Raw genomic sequence first — 18,633 nt, 5'->3', positions numbered from 1 at the left:
TAATCGGAAGAGATCGAGGACTTTCCGTGGCCAAACGAGCAGACACCACCGCGACCCCCGCCGACGAGGCCGAGAGGCCCACGTCGGGCAAGGGGCATGCGACCCCTTCACGAGCACAGCGCGAGGCGGCTCGCAAGCGTCCCCTCGTGCCGGCGGACCGCAAGGCGGCGGCCCGCGACGCACGCAGCAAGAACGCCGACGCCAGGGAGCGTGCCAGGGTCGGCATGGCTGCAGGTGACGAGCGTTACCTCACCCAGCGCGACAGGGGTCCGCAGCGACGTTTCGTGCGCGACTACGTCGACGCGCGCTTCACGGTGGCCGAGTTCCTCATGCCCGTGATGCTGATCGTCGTCATCTTCTCGTTCGTGCAGGTCACGGCGCTGCAGTACTACGCCATCATCGTGCTGTGGGTGTTCTTCGCGATCGCGATCATCGACTCCGTGGTCATGGTGACGATGATGAAGCGGCGCATGCGGGCCAAGTTCGGCACGATCGAACGCGGCCTCAACTGGTACGCCGTGATGCGAGCCCTGCAGTTCCGCATGATCCGCATGCCGAAGCCGCAGGTCAAGCGCGGACAGTACCCGGCGTAACCCCGGGCATCAGATCATGACGATCGTCGCCGCGGCGGACGGCTCTGCGCTCGGCAACCCCGGTCCGGCAGGCTGGGCCTGGTTCGTCGACGAGAACACCTGGGCCGCCGGTGGCTGGCCGCACGGCACAAACAACCAGGGTGAGCTGATGGCGGTCATCGATCTGCTGGAGTCCACCGCCGGAGTGCCGGACGACCTGCGCATCCTGTGCGACAGCCAATACGTCATCAACGCCGTCACCAAGTGGATGCCCGGGTGGAAGCGCAAAGGATGGCGCAAGGCCGACGGCGCTCCCGTGCAGAACCTCGAGCTGCTCAAGCGGTTGGATTCCGCCCTCACCGGGCGGGACTACAGCTTCGAGTGGGTGCGCGGTCACGCGGGACACGAGCTCAACGAGGCGGCGGACGAACGAGCCCGCGGCGCAGCGACCTCCTACCAGCGCGGCACGCCGGTGAACAGCGGACCGGGATGGCGCGGGGTCGTCGCCCGACCTGCGGAGCGTGTTCCCGTCGAGCAACCACCAGCGGTCACTCCCCTGGCTGCTGCGGTCGAACAGCCCGGCCTCTTCGACGACGCTCTCGTCGGCGAGGAATCCGAACTCGACATCGTGGTGCGCCTGGAGCGCGAGCTACTCGACCCGGCCGTGCGATCGGACCCCGCGAGCGTCGCTGCTCTTCTGCACCCGGACTTCGAGGAGATCGGACGATCGGGGCGACTCTGGGGCAGAGACACCCTGATCGAGGAGCTTTCCGTCGAGCAGGGATTCGCCGCCGACCTGGAGGTGCTCGGCGCCGAGCGGGTCGGCACCGACGCGGTGCTGCTCACCATGCGTGCGACGGATGCCGGCGGAGCGACGCTGCGCAGCTCGCTCTGGGTGCGCGAGAAGGTGGGCAGCGGAGCGCGGTGGCGGCTGCGCTTCCACCAGGGCACGCCTGAGCAGTGAGGCCTCCGCTGGTCGAGCAACGACGGCGAAGCGGGCGTGTATCGAGATCGCGCTTGCGGACGGGTCTCGATACCCGAGCCTCTGGCGCGCTAGTCGATCCGCGGGTTCGTCAGAGACGATCAAGTCCGCGGTTGATCGCCCGAGCCCAGAACGGGCCACGGTAGATGAACGCCGAGTAGCCCTGTACGAGTGTGGCGCCGGCATCCAGGCGGTCACGCACATCCTGAGCCGTCTCGATGCCTCCGACTGAGATCACGCAGAGCTCGGGTGGAACGTGCCGCCTCACCAGGCGAAGCACCTCCAGCGAGCGTGCCGCGAGCGGGGCTCCGGAGAGTCCGCCTGCACCTGCCGCCTCGACGACAGCAGGATCGGTCGTGAGACCCGAACGCTCGATCGTGGTGTTGGTCGCGATGATGCCGTCGAGCCCTAGCTCACCCACCAGCGCGGCGATCTTCGCGACGTCGTCGTCGGCGAGGTCGGGCGCGATCTTCACCAGGAGCGGCGTGCCTCCGGCTTCCTCTTTGACCGCGGTCAGAAGCGGGCGCAGCGAGTCGAGCTCCTGGAGGCCCCGAAGACCCGGAGTGTTCGGCGAGCTCACGTTGACGACGAGGTAGTCGGCGACGGCGGCAGCGGCGCGGGCGGAGACGCGATAATCGGCGACGGCGTCGGCGACTTCGACCACCCGTGACTTGCCGATGTTCACGCCGACGACGGGCCGACCGCGCACCGGTCGAACCTTCGCGACCCTTGCGGCTGCGGCATCCGCTCCCTCGTTGTTGAAGCCCATGCGATTGACGATCGCCCTGTCGGGGATGAGCCGGAACAGGCGCGGCTTCGGGTTGCCGGGCTGAGGGATGGCCGTGACGGTTCCGACCTCGACGTGCCCGAACCCGAGGGCTCCGAGTCCGAGGATGGCTGTCGCGTTCTTGTCGAACCCGGCCGCGACTCCGAAGGGGGTGGGGAACCTCAGCCCGAGGGCGGTGACCGACTGGTCGGTACGAGGGCGGGTCATCCTGCTGACCAGACTGCGTAGTCCGAGCGCCGGGATTGTTCGGATCGCGGTGAAGGCCAGATGGTGGGCGCGCTCCGGATCCATGTGCCGGAAGACGAGCGAGAAGAGGATGCGATACATGCCGGTGCGCGGTTCAGTCCGCGATCGCCGGATGTTCGTGGTGCTCTTTGCGCAGGGCCGAGATGGCGTCGTCGAAGTCGTCGAGCGAGTCGAACGCCTGGTAGACGCTTGCGAACCTCAGATAGGCGACCTCGTCGAGCTCGCGCAGCGACGGGAGCACGGCGAGGCCGATCTCGTTCGCATCGATCTGCGAGACACCTGTCGCCCGCACCGTCTCCTCGACCTTCTGCGCCAGCACGGCGAGGTCGGAGTCGGTCACGGGTCGCCCCTGGCAGGCCTTGCGCACGCCGGACATGATCTTCTCGCGGCTGAACGGCTCGACCACCCCGCTGCGCTTGATCACGTTGAGGCTGGCCGTCTCGATGGTGGAGAACCGGCGCCCGCACTCCGGGCACTGCCTGCGTCTGCGGATGGAGAGGCCGTCGTCTGACGTGCGCGAGTCGACGACGCGGGAGTCCGGATGACGGCAGAAGGGGCAGAACATGGTGCCTCCAGGCTAGTCAGTCACGTGCGTCGGTGCGTGCGAGGACCGCTTCGCCGTGTGCCGGAAGGTCTTCGGCATCGGCGAGGGCGACGACGTCCGAGGCGACAGCGGCAAGTGCCGCCTCGTCGTAGCGGATCACCTGCTGCGGGCGGAGGAACGTGAAGGCACCCAGCCCGGACGAATACCGAGCCGAGCCGCCGGTGGGCAGAACGTGGTTCGATCCGGCCAGGTAGTCGCCGAGGCTCACGGGGCTCTGCGCACCGAGGAAGATCGCGCCCGCGTTCGTGACACGGGCGAGCGTGCTCGTCGGGTCGGCCGTGTGCAGCTCGAGGTGTTCCGGCGCGTAGGCGTCGCTGAAGCGTGCGGCCGTCGGCTCGTCGTCCACGAGCACGATCGCGGACTGCTGGCCGTTCAGGGCAACCGTCGCCCGCTCGCCGTTGGCGGTGGCGGGGACGATCCGCTCCAGCTCTGCCGAAACCGCTGCGGCGAACTCGGCAGAATCCGTGACCAGCAGGGCGGCGGCGGCTTCGTCATGCTCGGCCTGGCTGAGCAGATCGGCCGCGATGAGACGAGGGTCGGCAGAGGCATCCGCGATCACGAGGATCTCTGTCGTTCCCGCCTCGGCGTCGATGGCGACCACGCCGCGCACGAGACGTTTGGCGGCGGCCACGTAGATGTTGCCTGGGCCGGTGACGACGTCGACCGGTCGCAGGCCGAGCTCGGGCACACCGTACGCGAGCGCGCCGATGGCTCCCGCTCCCCCGATCGCGTAGACCTCGTCGATGCCGACGAGACCGGCCGCCCCGAGGATGACCGGGTGCACCGATCCCCCGTGCTGGCGCTGCGGCGGGCTCGCCAGCGCGACGGAGCCGACTCCGGCGACCAATGCGGGAACGGCGTTCATCACGACGCTCGAGGACAGTGGCGCCTTGCCGCCTGGAACATAGAGGCCTGCCCGCGAGACCGCCTGCCAGCGCTGCTCCACGACGGCGCCGTCACCGAGCACGGTCGTGGCCGGTGACGGAACCTGCGCGCCACTCGCTCGTCGTACCCGGTCGATCGAGTGCTCGAGCGCTGTGCGAACGGCGCTCGGCAGTTCGTCGACGGCTCGTGCGATCTCGGATGACGGCACTCGGAGCTGCGCGGGTCGCACGCCGTCGAATCGCTCGGCCTGGCTCAGGATCGCCTCGACGCCGTGTTCGCGCACGTCCGCGATCAGCTCGGCGGCCGCATGCGATGCGGCCGCGATGTCGAGAACCGGGCGGGGAACGGAACGGCGCAGCTCGTCGTCGTCGAGCGTGCGCCCTCTCAGGTCGATCGTGTGCACCCGGCAAGCCTACCGACGGCCCGTGGGGCGAACGTTCAGCACGTAACACGCTCCACGTCGCGGCGGCGTGTACGCCGCGACAAACGCGACCAGCTCAGCGAACCAACTGCGGCGCGCCGGACAGGGACCGGCCCGCAAGACCTACACGAGGCACGCCGGTCCCAACAGGCTCTTGAGCTCGCCGTAGAGGTCGGCCGACACGTTGACCCGGTACGGCAGCTCGAAGACCCGCGCGGTCGTGCCTTTGACGAGTCTCAGTCGCACCTCTCCGTCGCCGGAGTGGCGGATCAGCATGTCGCCCAGGCTCTGCACCACGTCGGTGGTAGCTCGCTGGTCGGGCATCGTGATGGTCAGAGGTCCGGAGGGGCCGGAGGCCGCGGCCCCCAGGTCGGGGCTGAAGAGGTTGTAGGCGTGAAGGTTCATGCCGTCGTCCCGGAGGCTCACCCTGCCGCGGACCACCACGATGGAGTCGCCGACGAGTGCTGGCCCGAACTCCTGGTAGGCCTTGCCCATGAACATCACGGTGATCTCGCCGCCGAAGTCCTCGACCGTGATCATGCCGTACTGGTTGCCGGATTGCTTCGCCACCCTGTGCTGCACACCCGTGACTAGGCCCGCGATCGTCACCGTGTCGCCGTCCTGCGTCGACTCCGACCCGGTCAGATCGGCTATGGACGTGCTGGCCTGCTTCGCGAGCTCGAGCTCGAGCCCTGCCAGCGGATGGTCGGAGACGTACAGCCCGAGCATCTCCCGCTCGAACGCGAGCTTCTCGCGCTTCTCCCACTCGGGCCGAGGCGGAACGTGCGAGACGGGAGCGGCATCCGGGGCTTCGGCGAGGAGCAGATCGAAGTCGAAGCCTGCCTGTCCGGTGGCCTCCACCCGCTTCTCGTTCACCACCGACTCCACGGCGCCCTCGTGCACCTCGAGAAGCGCCCTGCGGGAGTTGCCGAACGAGTCGAATGCGCCGGCCTTGATCAGGGACTCGATGGTGCGCTTGTTCGCGACGTGCAGCGGGACCTTCTTCAGGAAGTCGTGGAATGACTCGAAGCGGCCCTTCTGGTCGCGCGCCTCCCTGATGCCGTCCACGACGTTCGAGCCGACGTTGCGCACGGCACCGAGGCCGAACCGGACATCCACACCGACAGCGGCGAAGAACCCGATCGACTCGTTCACGTCGGGCGGGAGCACCTTGATGCCCATGCGACGGCACTCGTTCAGGTAGACCGCCATCTTGTCCTTGGAGTCGCCGACGCTGGTCAGGAGGGCGGCCATGTACTCGGCCGGGTAGTGGGCCTTCAGGTAGGCCGTCCAGTACGAGACCACGCCATAGGCGGCAGAGTGCGCCTTGTTGAACGCGTAGTCGGAGAACGGAAGCAGGATCTCCCAGAGCTTGTCGATCGCGGCCTGCGAGTATCCGCGTTCCTGCATGCCTCCGAAGAAGCCGGCCTGCTGCTTGTCGAGCTCCGACTTCTTCTTCTTGCCCATCGCGCGACGCAGAATGTCGGCCTGTCCGAGCGAGAAGCCCGCAACCTTCTGCGCGATCGCCATCACCTGCTCCTGATAGATGATCAGGCCGTAGCTGGTGTCGAGGATGTCGTGCAGGGGTTCGGCGAGCTCGGGGTGGATCGGTGTGATCGGCTGCAGGCCGTTCTTGCGCAACGCGTAGTTGATGTGCGAGTTCGCACCCATCGGGCCTGGCCGGTACAGGGCGATGAGTGCGGAGATGTCCTCGAAGTTGTCCGGCTTCATCTGGCGGAGCAGGGCGCGCATCGGTCCGCCGTCGAGCTGGAACACGCCGAGCGTGTCGCCCCTGGTCAGCAGGTCGTAGGCGTCGCGGTCATCCAGCGGCAGTGCCTCGAGGTCGAGGTCGAAGCCCTGGTTCGCCTTGATGTTGTCGAGCGCGTCGCTGATGATCGTCAGGTTGCGCAGGCCGAGGAAGTCCATCTTGATCAGGCCGAGCGATTCGGCGGCCGGATAGTCGAACTGCGTGACGATCTGGCCGTCCTGCTCCCGCTTCATGATCGGGATGACGTCGATGATCGGATCGGACGACATGATGACGCCCGCGGCGTGCACGCCCCACTGCCGCTTCAGTCCCTCGAGTCCGAGCGCGGTGTCGAAGACCGTCTTCGCCTCAGGGTCGCTGTCGACGACGGCGCGCAGCTCGACCGCTTCTTTGTACCGAGGGCTGTCCTTGTCGAAGACCTGGTAGAGCGGGATGTCCTTGCCCATCACCGCCGGCGGCATCGCCTTGGTGAGCTTCTCCCCCATCGAGAACGGGAAACCGAGCACACGCCCGGCATCCTTCAGCGCCTGCTTCGCCTTGATCGTGCCGTAGGTGACGATCTGCGAGACGCGCTCTGCGCCGTACTTCTCCGTGACGTACTTCACGGCCTCCAGTCGCCGACGGTCGTCGAAGTCGACATCGAAGTCGGGCATGGAGACGCGGTCGGGGTTGAGGAATCGCTCGAAGATGAGCCCGTGCTCCAGAGGATCGAGGTCGGTGATGCGCATCGCGTACGCGGCCATCGATCCTGCGCCCGAGCCACGGCCGGGACCGACTCGGATGCCGTTGTTCTTCGACCAGTTGATGAAGTCCGCGACCACGAGGAAGTAGCCGGGGAACCCCATCTGCAGGATGATGCCGATCTCGTAGTCGGCCTGCGCGTGCACCTTCTCGGGGACGCCCTCCGGGTACCGCTGCTCGAGACCGCTGTTGACCTCCTTGACGAACCAGCTCTCCTCGGTCTCGCCCTCCGGCACCGGGAACTTCGGCATGTACTTGCCGGTCGAGAGCTCGAAGTCGACCTCGCAGCGTTCCGCGATCTCCAGCGTGTTGTCGCACGCCTCTGGCAGCTCGCGGAACATGTCGCGCATCTGCTGCGGCGACTTGAGGTAGTACTCGCCTTCCGGCTCCAGCTGGAAACGCTTCGGGTCGTTCAACGTCGAGCCCGACTGCACGCAGAGCAACGCGGCGTGCGACTTCGCGTCTTCTGCGTGGGTGTAGTGCAGGTCGTTCGTCGCGACCAGGCGCAGGTCCAGCTCTTTGGCGAGCCTGAGCAGGTCTTGCCGCACCCGCTTCTCGAGCCCGAGACCGTGCTCCATCAGCTCGACGAAGAAGTTGTCCTTGCCGAAGATGTCGCGGTACTCCGCTGCGGCTTTCACCGCCTCGTCGTACTGTCCGAGGCGCAGCCTGGTCTGCACCTCGCCGCTCGGGCATCCCGTGGTGGCGATGATGCCCTTCGAATACTTCTCGAGCAGCTCGCGGTCCATGCGCGGCTTGAAGTAATAGCCCTCGATCGACGCCAGCGAGGACATCCGGAACAGGTTGTGCATGCCCTCCGTGGTCTCGGCGAGCATGGTCATGTGCGTGTACGCGCCGCTGCCCGAGACGTCGTCTTCGCCGCCGTTGCCCCACCGCACCCTCGTACGGTCGCTGCGGTGCGTTCCCGGCGTGAGGTAAGCCTCGGTGCCGATGATCGGCTTGATCCCTGCGGCGGTCGCGGCCTTCCAGAACTCGAACGCGGCGAACATGTTGCCGTGGTCGGTGACGGCGATCGCCGGCATCCCGTAGCCGGCCGCGGCCTCCATCAGCGAACCGATCTTGGCCGCCCCGTCGAGCATGGAGTACTCGCTGTGAACGTGCAGATGAACGAAGCTGTCGGATGCCACGGATCGAGTCTACGGACCCTGCCGGAAGCTCTCAGTCGCCCTCACGGAGGGTCTCGAGAGCGTCGGCGAGATCGCGCGGATAGGGCGACTCGAACGTCACCCACTCCCCCGTCGCGGGGTGCTCGAAAGCGAGCCGGTGGGCGTGCAGCCACTGCCGCGTGAGCCCCAGTCGTGCAGACAGCGTCGGGTCGGCGCCGTACATCGTGTCGCCGACGCACGGATGACGCTGCGCGGCCATGTGCACGCGGATCTGGTGCGTGCGCCCGGTCTCGAGGTGGATCTCGAGCAGGCTGGCCGCTCGGAACGCCTCGACCGTCTCGTAGTGGGTGACGGACGGCTTGCCTGCCGCTGTGACGGCGAACTTCCAGTCGGCCTTCGGATGGCGGCCGATCGGCGCGTCGATGGTTCCTGCCAGCGGATCGGGATGGCCCTGCACGACGGCGTGGTAGATCTTCTCGACCTCGCGATCGTGGAATGCGCGCTTCAGCGCCGTGTAGGCGCGCTCGCTCTTGGCGACGACCATCAGTCCGCTGGTGCCCGCATCGAGGCGATGCACGATGCCTGCACGCTCGGCGGCTCCCGATGTGGAGATGCGGTAGCCGGCGCCGGCGAGAGCTCCGAGCACGGTCGGGCCTTCCCATCCGATGGAGGGATGCGCCGCAACGCCGGCCGGCTTGTCGACGACCACGATGTCATCGTCGTCGTAGACGACCCCGAGCTCCGGAACCGCGACAGGCACGATCTCCACGGCCGCTTTGGGCATCCAGCTGACCTCGAGCCACCCGCCGGCCACGAGCCGATCGGACTTGCCGAGTGGCGAGCCGTCGAGCGTCACACCGCCCGACTCGGCGATCTCCGCCGCGAAGCTCCGCGAGAAGCCGAGCATCTTCGCCATGCCGGCGTCGACGCGCGAGCCTTCGAGGCCTTCGGGCACCGGCAGAGCACGGTGCTCCACCTCAGCGGCCTCCGTCGACGGGATGCCCCGTGTCGTCGGTCTTCTTCGCGGGCGAATCGCCGGAAGGTGCCGACCCGTCTTCGACGGAGGTCTCCGACTCGTCGCCTGCAGACTCCTGCTCCTGAGCGGCACGCTTCGAGCTCGCCCGCTTGCCGTCGAGTCCGACTCCCATCGCGGTCAGCACCAAGAAGAGGATCATGGCGCCGACGATGGCACTGTCTGCGAGGTTGAAGATCGCAGGCAGAAGCGGGATGCGAATGAAGTCGACGACCTCGCCGACGCCGAACCCCGGGGCGCGGAACAGCCTGTCGGAAAGATTGCCGAGCAGGCCGCCGAGCAGCAACCCGAACACGATCGCCCACGCGACCGACCTGATGCGCCTGGCGTACCAGATGATGAACACGAGTACGGCCACAGCGATGATCGAGAAGATCCAGGTCGACCCTGTGCCGATGGAGAAGGCTGCGCCCGAATTGCGGTGCAGCTGGAAGATCAGCAGGTCGCCGATGACGTGCACAGGCACGTCGACCTGAAGGTTCTTGACGACCTGCCATTTCGCGAGCTGGTCGAGAGTCAGAACTATGAGTGCGACGACGGCAAGAAGGACGATCGCACCGACGCTGACCTTCTTGGTGGCCTTAGCCTCCAAAGCTCTGGAACGTCGGAGGCGCCTGCCTGTCGCCATCACCCGCCGAGACGGCGGCGAACTGACCGCTCACGGCCGGCGAGCCAGGCTGCTTGATGCCGTTGGTGCCGACTCCCGCGCTGTCGAGATCGCGCAGCTGACCCTCGATGTAGCTCTTGAGCTTGGCGCGGTAGTCGCGCTCGAAGCTGCGGAGCTCCTCGATCTGGCGCTCGATGGTGCTGCGCTCGCTCTCGAGAGCGGTGATCTGCGTACGCTGCTTGGCCTCGGCCTCTGCAACGACACGCGCAGCGGTGGCGTGGCCTTCTGCGATGAGCGCGTCGCGCTTCTCGACACCCTCGCGCACGTGCTCCTCGTGCAGGCGACGGGCGAGCTGGAGCAGGTTGTTGGTGCTCTCCGTCTCGTCGGCGACCGGCGCGACGGGCTGGGGAGCAACGGGCGCCACGACGACCGGTGCCGGGGCAGGAGCCGGGATGGCCTGCGTCTGCTCGGAGGCGGAGTTGCGCTGCAACTCTGCGATGCGCGAGTCGGACGCCACGAGTCGCTGCTTCAGCTCGTCGTTCTCCTGGCCGAGACGCCGGAGCTCGACGACGACCTCGTCGAGGAAGTCATCGACCTCGTCCTGGTCGTAGCCCTCACGGAATTTGGTCGGTTGGAACCGCTTGTTGACGACATCTTCCGGAGTTAGCGCCATGGCCTACCACCCTTAGAGCTTGTGTTTTCGAACAGTGGATAACGTTCAGCTAACGCTAGCAAAGTCGCCTGTGTGCATGCCATCCGCGATGATGCGGGTCATGCCATGAACGACGTCGCTATGTACATGCCGATGATGCACACGAACATGGTCAAAGTCCAGCCGAAGTCCAATGCGACCGGGCCGAGTGACAACGGCGGCAGCAGCCGCCTGAAAAACTTGATCGGCGGGTCGGTCACGGTGAAAGCGGCTTCGGCGAGGACCAGACCGAAGCCACGTGGGCGCCATCCGCGTGCGAACGTCCGTACGAGGTCGAGCACGAAACGCACCCAAAGAACCACGAAAAAGAGCAGGAAGACGTAGTACGCGACGGTCGCGATGATCGAGACGGCGATTCCCACAGATCAAGTATGGGGGACGCCGACTGTGCTCACGCTCCGGCGAAGAACGAGGCCTCTACGTCGCCGGCGACGGTCGTCGTGCCACCGGAGACCATCACGTGCTCGGGCGAGAGCAGGAAGACCTTGCTCGTCACCTTCTCGATCTTGCCGCGCAGGCCCTGGGTCAGACCGCTGGAGAAGTCGATCATGCGCTGGGCCTCGGACTCGCTCATCTGAGACAGGTTCAGGATGACCGGGATGCCGTCGCGGAAGGATTCCGCGACCATCTTGGCGTCGCTGTACTGCCTGGGGTGAACCGTGAGGATCTCGTTCATTTCTTGCACCGTCGCATTCCGGGCCGGGGTCGGCTTACGCAGAGGTGTGACGGGCGCCTTGGCGGGCGCAGCGTGCTGCTGCACCGGCGCGACAGGTGCCGGATGCGCAGTGGCGACCGGTTCTTCGTCGTACTCGAGCTCGTCCTCGACGAGGCCGAGGTAGGCCATCGTCTTCTTGAGCGGGTTAGCCATGAGATCCTCCGTGAACAACTCGGGGTCGTGCGGCCGTGCCGGTCGACGGCGCATTTCCCTGCCAGGCTAAGCATGGTCGGGCCTCTTTCCCGTGATTGCCGTGCCGAGCCGAAGGTGTGTCGCTCCTTCGGCGATGGCATCCTCGAAGTCCCCAGACATGCCGGCCGAGATCTGGTCGGCATCGCGGGCGATGGTGCGCAAGGCATCGGATGCTTCACGCACTCTGGCAAACGCGCGACGCGGCTCCTCCCCCAGAGGCGCGACGGCCATGACGCCGCGCAGTCGGAGACCTCGTGTTCCGAGCACGTGCTCTGCGAGGGGCTCGAGCTCGGTGCGTGCCACGCCGCCTCTCGCCGGGTCATCCGTGAGGTTCAGCTGCACGAAGCAGTCCAGCTCACGGTCATCCCCGCCGAGCGCGTCCGCGAGGGCCGGTCGATCGATCGAGTGCACCGCGGACGCGAAGCCGCGCACGAGCTTGGCCTTGTTCGTCTGCAGCTGCCCGATGAAATGCCAGCGCAACGGCAGGTCCGACGTCTCCGATGCCTTCGCCGCTGCCTCCTGCGCCCGGTTCTCCCCGAAGTCGCGTACCTCTAGCTCCGAGAGCTCACGCACCATCGAGGCGGGGTGGAACTTCGTCACCACGATGGTCGTCAGCTGCTGCGGGTCTCTGCCTGCGGAGCGCGCGGCCTCCGCGACGCGCTCCTGCACTCGCCGCAGTCTCTCGGCGAGCGAGTCGACGTCGAACGCCTCACTCACTTGAGGAAATCGGGCACGTCCAAGACGTCGTCATCGTCGAATGCGGGGTCGTTCACCGCAGCCTCGACGAGCTTGGAGTCGTCGTCGGACCAACTGCCCTGCGTCGGAACGTCTTCGTCGTCGAGCGCCTGGGTGTCGCCCAGCTCGGCGCCGGAACCGTCGGATGACGAGGAACCCGCCGTCACGAACGTCGACCTACGCGTCTCGACCTGCTTGACCTGAGGCTCTCCGCCGTCGAAACCGGCCGCGATCACAGTCACGCGCACCTCGTCGCCGAGAGTGTCGTCGATGACGGCACCGAAGATGATGTTCGCCTCGGGATGCACGGCCTCCTGCACGAGCCTGGCCGCGTCGTTGATCTCGAAGATGCCGAGGTTCGAGCCACCCTGGATCGAGAGCAGCACTCCGCGCGCGCCCTCGATGCTCGCCTCGAGGAGCGGTGAGGCGACGGCGAGCTCTGCGGCTTTGATCGCGCGGTCGGCGCCGCGCGACGAACCGATGCCCATGAGCGCGGATCCCGCACCGTGCATGACCGACTTGACGTCGGCGAAGTCGAGGTTGATGAGACCCGGCGTGGTGATCAGATCGGTGATGCCCTGAACACCGGCGAGGAGCACCTGGTCGGCGGTCGCGAACGCCTCGAGCATGCTGATGCCGCGATCGCTGATCTCGAGAAGCCGGTCGTTCGGCACGACGATGAGGGTGTCGACCTCTTCTTTCAAGCGCGCGACACCGGCCTCGGCCTGATCCTGGCGACGCTTGCCCTCGAAGCCGAACGGCTTGGTCACGACACCGATGGTGAGGGCGCCGATGGACTTCGCGATGCGCGCGACCACCGGAGCACCGCCTGTGCCGGTTCCGCCGCCCTCGCCCGCCGTGACGAAGACCATGTCGGCGCCGGTGAGCGCCTCCTCGATCTCCTCGGCGTGGTCCTCTGCTGCACGGCGACCGACCTCGGGGTCGGCACCTGCGCCGAGCCCTCGGGTGATCTCACGGCCGACGTCGAGTTTGACGTCGGCGTCGCTCATCAGCAGGGCCTGGGCATCCGTGTTGATCGCGATGAACTCGACGCCCCGCAGCCCGAGTTCGATCATGCGGTTGACGGCGTTGACTCCGCCGCCGCCGATGCCGACGACCTTGATCACGGCAAGGTAGTTCTGGTTCATTGTCACGAGTGGCCTCCGCTGGCGAACTGCAGTGCTGGCAACCTTCAACCTCAAGTCGAAGCTTAAAGTTATGCTCGGTATGCATTTACTACACCCGAAGTTAAGCGCGCACCCCTCCCCTGGCTCGCAGATCCTTCGCGTGTCGCTCGACCCGCCGCCGATCTCACAGGAGTGACGCTCCCCCGAGGTCTCGTCGCGACCGCTCAGCGGGTGACGGGGCTGTTCGGCGCCGACACGTCGTAGACGGATGCTCCAGGTGCCTTCTTGAGCAGAATCGACAGCACCGCCGACTTCAGGTCCGGCTGATCGGGACCGCCCCAGACGACCGTGACACCCGAGGCGAGCTTGAGGGTGACATCCTGTGCCCCCGTCGCACTCACCGACCCGACCTGCGACAGCATGCCGGCGGGGAGTGCGGAGAGCACCGCGGCAGACGCGGCGAACTCCTTCTGCCTCGACGAGCTCGACGCGTCTTCAGGCAGGGCGATCACGGGGTATCCGCCTGGTCTTTCGGCGGTGCTCTGGATGATCACGCCCGCCTGGTCGACCAGTTGGTAGCCGGTCGGTACCTGGAGGAGCGCGAGCGGTGTGCGCTCGACGACGTGCACTACCAGGGTGCCGGGCGGCTCGGCCTGGATGCTGTAGCTGCGGATGAGCGGGAACTTCGCGAGCGCCGTGTTGATCTCGCCGCTGTTGAGCAGCGGCAACGGCGTTCCCATCTGTCCTCCGAGGGCGTGCTTCACGTCCGCGGCGTTCACGCGCTCGGTGCCGACAACGTCGATCGCGCGAAGCGCCATCGCCGGCGAGATCGACACCAGCGCGGCGCCCGCCAGCACAACGACGGCGGAGCCGATGCCGATGAACCAGGCCAGCCTTCGCCTGCGGGCGCCGCGCGTGAAGCGCTTCACCTCGGCGCGTTCATACCGCCTGCGCCTCCGGGCGGCAGCACGCACGCTGGGCGAATCCGCCTGTGTCGGAGCATCCTCCACCGGCTCGGTGCGGGACTCCGTCTCGGTCTCCGCGCTCGATGCGAGGGAGCGCCACCACGCCGGTCTGTCGTGCGTCGCCGCACTCTCGCCGACCCGGTCGGCCTTACCGACCCGCTCCGTCTTTCCGACGCGCTCGGACTTACCTACTCGCTCGGACTTACCGACTCGCTCGGATGTTCCGGCGCCGGTCGTTCGCTCCTGCGAGGCCTTCGAGGTCGGGATGACGCGGATCGGCTCTGTCGTCGCGTCGGGCTCCCCCGCTGTGGCATCCAGCACCCCCGTCGACGTGCTCGGAGTCGCACCGGACGCTGCGCCCTTGGCCGAGCTCGCGGATGCGGCATCCTTCGAGCCAGGGCGAGGCTTGCGTCCCGCGCCCGCCGCGGGATCGGCGGGCGGCACGCGTGGCTCCGCCCGCGCCGCGAGCCGCGACGCGGAGTTCTCGAAACCCTGCGGACGCTTCACGTCTCAGTCGTCCGCCCTGCGAAGCGTCTTGGCCTGCAGCGAGGCCAGCAGCTGCGGAACGATGCGGTTGACGTCACCACAGCCCAGGGTGATGACGAAGTCTCCCGGGTGGGCGATCTGCGCCGTGTGGTCGGCCGCCTCCTGCCAGTCGGCGATGAACGCCACCTTCGACGGGTCGTCGAACCGTTCGGAGACCAACGCGCCGGTGACGCCGGGGACCGGATCTTCGCGGGCGCCGAAGACGTCGAGCACGACGGTCTCGTCGGCGTACTCCTCGAGCGTGTCTGCGAACTCCTCGGCGAGGCGCTGGGTACGACTGTAGGTGTGCGGCTGGTGAACGGCGATGATGTGCCCGTTGCCGACGACGGTGCGCGCAGCCTCGAGCACGGCCCGTACCTCCGCCGGATGGTGGGCGTAGTCGTCGTACACGCTCACACCGCCGATCGTGCCGTGCAGCTCGAAGCGACGGTGCGTGCCGCCGTACTCCCCGAGCGCGGACACGGCGACCTCGGGGTCGACGCCGAGGTGGGTCAGCACGGCGAAGGCGCCGGCGGCGTTGTGAGCCTGATGGCGGCCGGGGATCCTCAGGCGCACCCTGTGGTCGTGGCCGTTCCACCGGAGGGTGAAGGAGACGGGGCCCTCCGTCGTGATGTCGAAGACCCGGACATCCGCCTGCTCCGACTCGCCGAAGGTGACGACGTTCCGGTGGGAGATGCGTGGCCTGACGACGCGCGCTCCGTCGTCGTCCGCCGAGATCACGACGAGCTCGCGTGCCGCGTCGGCGAAGGTGACGAAGGCGTCTTCGACCGCCTCGTACGAGCCGTAGTGGTCGAGGTGGTCGTCGTCGATGTTGAGGATCAGCGCGACCGCCGCGTCGTAGAGCAGGAACGATCCGTCTGACTCGTCGGCCTCGATGACGAACAGCCCGGACTCGCCGTGCCTGGCGTTCGTCTCCAGACCCTCGATGACCGCCCCGTTCACGAAGCTCGGGTCGGCTCCAGCGCCGAGAAGCGCCGTCGCGATCATCCCCGTCGTGCCCGACTTGCCGTGCGCCCCCGCGACCGCGACCAATCGGCTCCCGCGGGTGAGCCACGCGAGCGCCTGCGAGCGGTGCAGAACGGGAATGCCATGCTCGAGCGCGTACTGATACTCAGGATTGTCCTGCCAGAGCGCTCCGGTCACCACCAGGGTGTCCGCGTCGCCGACGTTGGTCGCATCATGACCGATGTGGATGTCTGCGCCGAGCTCGCTCAGAGTGCGGGTGTACTCGCTCTCGACCCGGTCTGAGCCGGAGACGGGTATGCCGGCCTGTAGGAAGAGGCGCGCGATTCCGCTCATGCCGGAGCCGCCGATCCCGACGAAGTGCACCCTCGTGATGGTCTCGGGGAGCGTCATGGTCAGATCGGGCTTGATCACGTGTGCCGGTGTCCTGTCTTTCGTCATCCGGAGCCTCGGGAGACGTGCTTCGAGGCCCGACCGCGGGTCTTCTCAAGTATGCCGTCAGCGCACTGGCAACCCGCCGCGACCGGCCAGCACCCAGCGAACTGTACTCATCGCCGCGCCGCCATGAGACGGCGCTCATGAAACACGTGAAGCCGGCTCAGCGGAACCGGGCTTTGCGGATCAGAGCGACCATGCGCTCGGCCCCGTCGCGCACGCCGACGTGCTTCGCCGCATCGGCCATGTGCGAGAGCCTGGCCTCATCGGCCAGCAGCGGAAGTAGCGACGTCTGCACCCATTCGGGCGTGAACTCGGCATCGTCGACGAGCACGGCGCCCCCTGCCGATACGACACCGGCCGCGTTGAACCTCTGCTCGCCGTTGCCGACCGGGTACGGGATGTACACGGCGGGGATGCCGAGGGCGGTCAGCTCGCTCACGGTGGCGGCCCCGGCGCGCGACACCGCGACATCCGCGATCGCCATCGCGAGGTCCATGCGGTCGCAGTAGTCGATCAGTCGGTAGCCGACGACCCCGGGATCGGTGAACTCGCCGGCGCCGCCCTGGATGTGCAGCACCTGGTACCCCGAGCCGACGAGGGCATGGGCCGACTCGGACACCGTTGTGTTGATGCGTCGCGCCCCGAGGGAGCCGCCGGTCACGAGAACCGTCGGGTGGTCGTCGAGGTCGAAGTATGCCAGCGCCTCCGCGCGGAGCGCGTCCCGATCGAGATCCTCGATCTCGCGTCGCAACGGCATGCCGACGAAGCGGGCGTTCTTGATGGGGGTGTTCTCGAACGCCACGCCCACGAATTCCGTGTACCGAGCGCCCAGCCGATTCGCCAGTCCGGGCTTCGCGTTCGCCTCGTGCAGCACGAGGGGCACGCTCTCGCGGTGCGCCGCGCTGTAGGCAGGGGCCGACGCGTACCCGCCGAATCCGGCGACGACGTCGATGCCGCGCTCCGAGATGAGCTTTCGCACGGTCGCGACGCTCGATCGGAATCGCGAAGGGAAGCGCAGGGCGGCGGCATCCGGTCGCCGTGGGAACGGCAGCTTCGGAATGGTGACGAGCTCGTAGCCCCTCGCGGGGACGAGGCGGGACTCCAGCCCCTCCGCGGTGCCGAGAACGATGACCTCGGCGTCGGGCTCAGCTGCACGAACCGCATCGGAAACGGCGAGCAGGGGGTTCACGTGGCCGGCGGTGCCACCGCCCGCCATCAGGTACGTCGTCATCGCAGAGAGATCCCGCGCTTCAGCGGGGAGGGCGACCTCGTGAACGAGAGCACGAGACCGATCGCGAACAGTGAGCTGAGCAGGGCGGTTCCTCCGTGGGAGATGAACGGTAATGGCACGCCGAGAGGGGGCAGCAACCCGATCACGACTCCGATGTTCACCAACGCCTGGCCGACCAGCCAGACCATGATGGCCGCCGTGGTCACCCTGACGAAGGGATCATCGCTCGACCTGATGATACGGATGAAGATGAAGGCGAGTGCGACGAAGAGGGCAAGCACCACGATTCCGCCGATGAGCCCGAGCTCTTCGCCGATCACTCCGAAGATGAAGTCCGAGTCCGCCTCGGGCAGCCAGTTCCACTTCGACCTCGAATTGCCGAGCCCCACTCCGAAGACGCCGCCCGATGCCAGCGCCCACGTACCCTGAAGGGTCTGGTAGCCGTTGCTGTTCGGGTCGGTGGACTGCGGGTGCAGGAAGGCCGTCACACGCTCGAGCCTGCTGGGGTTGGTCGCGACGAAGACGTACGCGACGCCGCTGATGATGACGATGACGGTGATGAGTTGCCGCAGTGGGATTCCTGCGATGAAGAGCGCCCCCAGCACGATCACCGCCATGATCATGACGGTTCCGAGGTCCTGACCGGCGAGGACGAGCGCGATGGCCGTTCCCGTCACGATCATGATCGGCAGCAGCATGTAGCGCCACTGACCGACACGATCCCACTTCATCGAGATGAACATGCCCAGCCAGATGATCATCGCGAGCTTGATGGCCTCGGAGGGCTGGAACTGCAGGCCTCCGATGCTCAGCCAGTTCTTGTTCTGCGAGTTGCCGTCGCCGAGCGGGGTCGCGACGACCAGCAGCTGGAGAAAGCACGCGACGATCAGAGCGGGCCACGCCACCCTGCGCCACAGCGACCGTGGCATGCGAGAGACGAGCAGCATCATCGGGATGCCGATGGCCGCGTAGATGCCCTGCGTCACCGCGTCCGGTCCGATGCCGTCGACGGAAGAGGCCGACAGCACCATGACGAATCCGAAGGCGACCAGGAACAGTGTCACGCCGAGCAGCAGGAAGTAGTTCGAGGACTCCGATGCGAAGACTCGGCCCAACGAGATGCGTGCCGAGAACGCGCCGCGGGTCGATGAGGCGCCATCGACGCCACGACCGGCCGCCTGGCTTGGAGCGGTCATCGCACCCCTCCTCCCCGCCTGCTGGTCAGCGCGTGTGTCTCAG

17 protein-coding genes are annotated in these 18,633 nt (G+C 67.2%); 2 read left to right on the top strand and 15 right to left on the bottom strand.

Annotated features, from left to right (window positions below; translation table 11 throughout):
* The first annotated feature begins 26 nt into the window (after window positions 1-26).
* Both ACYVDN_RS03255 and ACYVDN_RS03250 read left to right on the top strand, forming a co-directional pair.
* Window positions 27-593 (top strand): DUF3043 domain-containing protein, encoded by a 567-nt coding sequence (locus ACYVDN_RS03255; RefSeq protein WP_460568394.1) that lies wholly within the window; start codon window positions 27-29, stop codon window positions 591-593.
* A gap of 16 nt (window positions 594-609) precedes the next feature.
* Window positions 610-1,536, top strand: coding sequence for an RNase H family protein (locus ACYVDN_RS03250; protein WP_460568392.1), 927 nt, complete (start codon window positions 610-612; stop codon window positions 1,534-1,536).
* A 109-nt stretch (window positions 1,537-1,645) separates the two neighbouring features.
* On the opposite strand, the gene ACYVDN_RS03245 is transcribed toward ACYVDN_RS03250, so the two are convergent.
* The 15 genes from ACYVDN_RS03245 to ftsW form a co-directional block, all read right to left on the bottom strand.
* Window positions 1,646-2,668: a dihydroorotate dehydrogenase gene (locus tag ACYVDN_RS03245; protein ID WP_460568390.1), complete on the bottom strand. Its 1,023-nt coding sequence runs from the start codon at window positions 2,666-2,668 to the stop codon at window positions 1,646-1,648.
* Between the two features lie 13 nt (window positions 2,669-2,681).
* On the bottom strand, window positions 2,682-3,152 hold the full coding sequence (nrdR, locus tag ACYVDN_RS03240; RefSeq protein ID WP_460568388.1) for a transcriptional regulator NrdR: 471 nt from the start codon (window positions 3,150-3,152) through the stop codon (window positions 2,682-2,684).
* 16 nt (window positions 3,153-3,168) lie between these two features.
* Entirely contained in the window at window positions 3,169-4,479 is a 1,311-nt protein-coding gene (hisD, locus tag ACYVDN_RS03235) for a histidinol dehydrogenase (protein ID WP_460568386.1), read from the bottom strand.
* A 141-nt stretch (window positions 4,480-4,620) separates the two neighbouring features.
* Window positions 4,621-8,103, bottom strand: coding sequence for a DNA polymerase III subunit alpha (gene dnaE, locus ACYVDN_RS03230; protein ID WP_460572222.1), 3,483 nt, complete (start codon window positions 8,101-8,103; stop codon window positions 4,621-4,623).
* Between the two features lie 79 nt (window positions 8,104-8,182).
* Window positions 8,183-9,106: an RluA family pseudouridine synthase gene (locus ACYVDN_RS03225; RefSeq protein ID WP_460568384.1), complete on the bottom strand. Its 924-nt coding sequence runs from the start codon at window positions 9,104-9,106 to the stop codon at window positions 8,183-8,185.
* A 1-nt stretch (window position 9,107) separates the two neighbouring features.
* Window positions 9,108-9,755 carry a signal peptidase II gene (gene lspA / locus ACYVDN_RS03220; RefSeq protein WP_460568382.1) on the bottom strand — a complete coding sequence of 216 codons (648 nt, stop codon included), beginning with the start codon at window positions 9,753-9,755 and terminating at the stop codon, window positions 9,108-9,110.
* Window positions 9,745-10,443, bottom strand: a complete 699-nt coding sequence (locus tag ACYVDN_RS03215; protein ID WP_460568380.1) for a DivIVA domain-containing protein — start codon at window positions 10,441-10,443, stop codon at window positions 9,745-9,747. Before ACYVDN_RS03215 ends, lspA begins: the two co-directional genes overlap by 11 nt.
* Before the next feature lie 98 nt (window positions 10,444-10,541).
* Complete coding sequence (locus tag ACYVDN_RS03210) at window positions 10,542-10,844, bottom strand: YggT family protein (protein WP_460568378.1); 303 nt, start codon at window positions 10,842-10,844, stop codon at window positions 10,542-10,544.
* Window positions 10,845-10,873: 29 nt separating this feature from the next.
* Window positions 10,874-11,350 (bottom strand): cell division protein SepF, encoded by a 477-nt coding sequence (locus ACYVDN_RS03205; protein WP_460568376.1) that lies wholly within the window; start codon window positions 11,348-11,350, stop codon window positions 10,874-10,876.
* Between the two features lie 66 nt (window positions 11,351-11,416).
* Complete coding sequence (locus ACYVDN_RS03200) at window positions 11,417-12,106, bottom strand: YggS family pyridoxal phosphate enzyme (protein WP_460568374.1); 690 nt, start codon at window positions 12,104-12,106, stop codon at window positions 11,417-11,419.
* A complete protein-coding gene (ftsZ, locus tag ACYVDN_RS03195; RefSeq protein ID WP_460568372.1) occupies window positions 12,103-13,278 on the bottom strand; it encodes a cell division protein FtsZ in 1,176 nt (391 codons plus the stop codon). Before ftsZ ends, ACYVDN_RS03200 begins: the two co-directional genes overlap by 4 nt.
* Window positions 13,279-13,475: 197 nt before the next feature.
* Complete coding sequence (locus tag ACYVDN_RS03190) at window positions 13,476-14,723, bottom strand: cell division protein FtsQ/DivIB (protein WP_460568370.1); 1,248 nt, start codon at window positions 14,721-14,723, stop codon at window positions 13,476-13,478.
* Between the two features lie 3 nt (window positions 14,724-14,726).
* On the bottom strand, window positions 14,727-16,139 hold the full coding sequence (murC, locus tag ACYVDN_RS03185; RefSeq protein WP_460572220.1) for a UDP-N-acetylmuramate--L-alanine ligase: 1,413 nt from the start codon (window positions 16,137-16,139) through the stop codon (window positions 14,727-14,729).
* A 184-nt stretch (window positions 16,140-16,323) separates the two neighbouring features.
* A complete protein-coding gene (locus ACYVDN_RS03180) occupies window positions 16,324-17,394 on the bottom strand; it encodes a UDP-N-acetylglucosamine--N-acetylmuramyl-(pentapeptide) pyrophosphoryl-undecaprenol N-acetylglucosamine transferase (protein WP_460568368.1) in 1,071 nt (356 codons plus the stop codon).
* Entirely contained in the window at window positions 17,391-18,590 is a 1,200-nt protein-coding gene (gene ftsW, locus ACYVDN_RS03175) for a peptidoglycan glycosyltransferase FtsW (protein WP_460568366.1), read from the bottom strand. Before ftsW ends, ACYVDN_RS03180 begins: the two co-directional genes overlap by 4 nt.
* Window positions 18,591-18,633 lie beyond the last annotated feature (43 nt).

The sequence above is a fragment of the Humibacter soli genome (assembly GCF_054779035.1).
This window is presented reverse-complemented; position numbering and strand designations above follow the sequence as displayed.

Bases quoted from the DNA above. Each gene is read 5' to 3' on its own strand.
- dnaE (WP_460572222.1), bottom strand. From the start codon at position 8,103: ATGCTCGACGGGGCGGCCAAGATCGGTTCGCTGATGGAGGCCGCGGCC.
- ACYVDN_RS03245 (WP_460568390.1), bottom strand. From the start codon at position 2,668: ATGTATCGCATCCTCTTCTCGCTCGTCTTCCGGCACATGGATCCGGAG.
- ACYVDN_RS03180 (WP_460568368.1), bottom strand. From the start codon at position 17,394: ATGACGACGTACCTGATGGCGGGCGGTGGCACCGCCGGCCACGTGAAC.
- ACYVDN_RS03205 (WP_460568376.1), bottom strand. From the start codon at position 11,350: ATGGCTAACCCGCTCAAGAAGACGATGGCCTACCTCGGCCTCGTCGAG.
- nrdR (WP_460568388.1), bottom strand. From the start codon at position 3,152: ATGTTCTGCCCCTTCTGCCGTCATCCGGACTCCCGCGTCGTCGACTCG.
- ACYVDN_RS03250 (WP_460568392.1), top strand. From the start codon at position 610: ATGACGATCGTCGCCGCGGCGGACGGCTCTGCGCTCGGCAACCCCGGT.
- ftsW (WP_460568366.1), bottom strand. From the start codon at position 18,590: ATGACCGCTCCAAGCCAGGCGGCCGGTCGTGGCGTCGATGGCGCCTCA.
- ACYVDN_RS03215 (WP_460568380.1), bottom strand. From the start codon at position 10,443: ATGGCGCTAACTCCGGAAGATGTCGTCAACAAGCGGTTCCAACCGACC.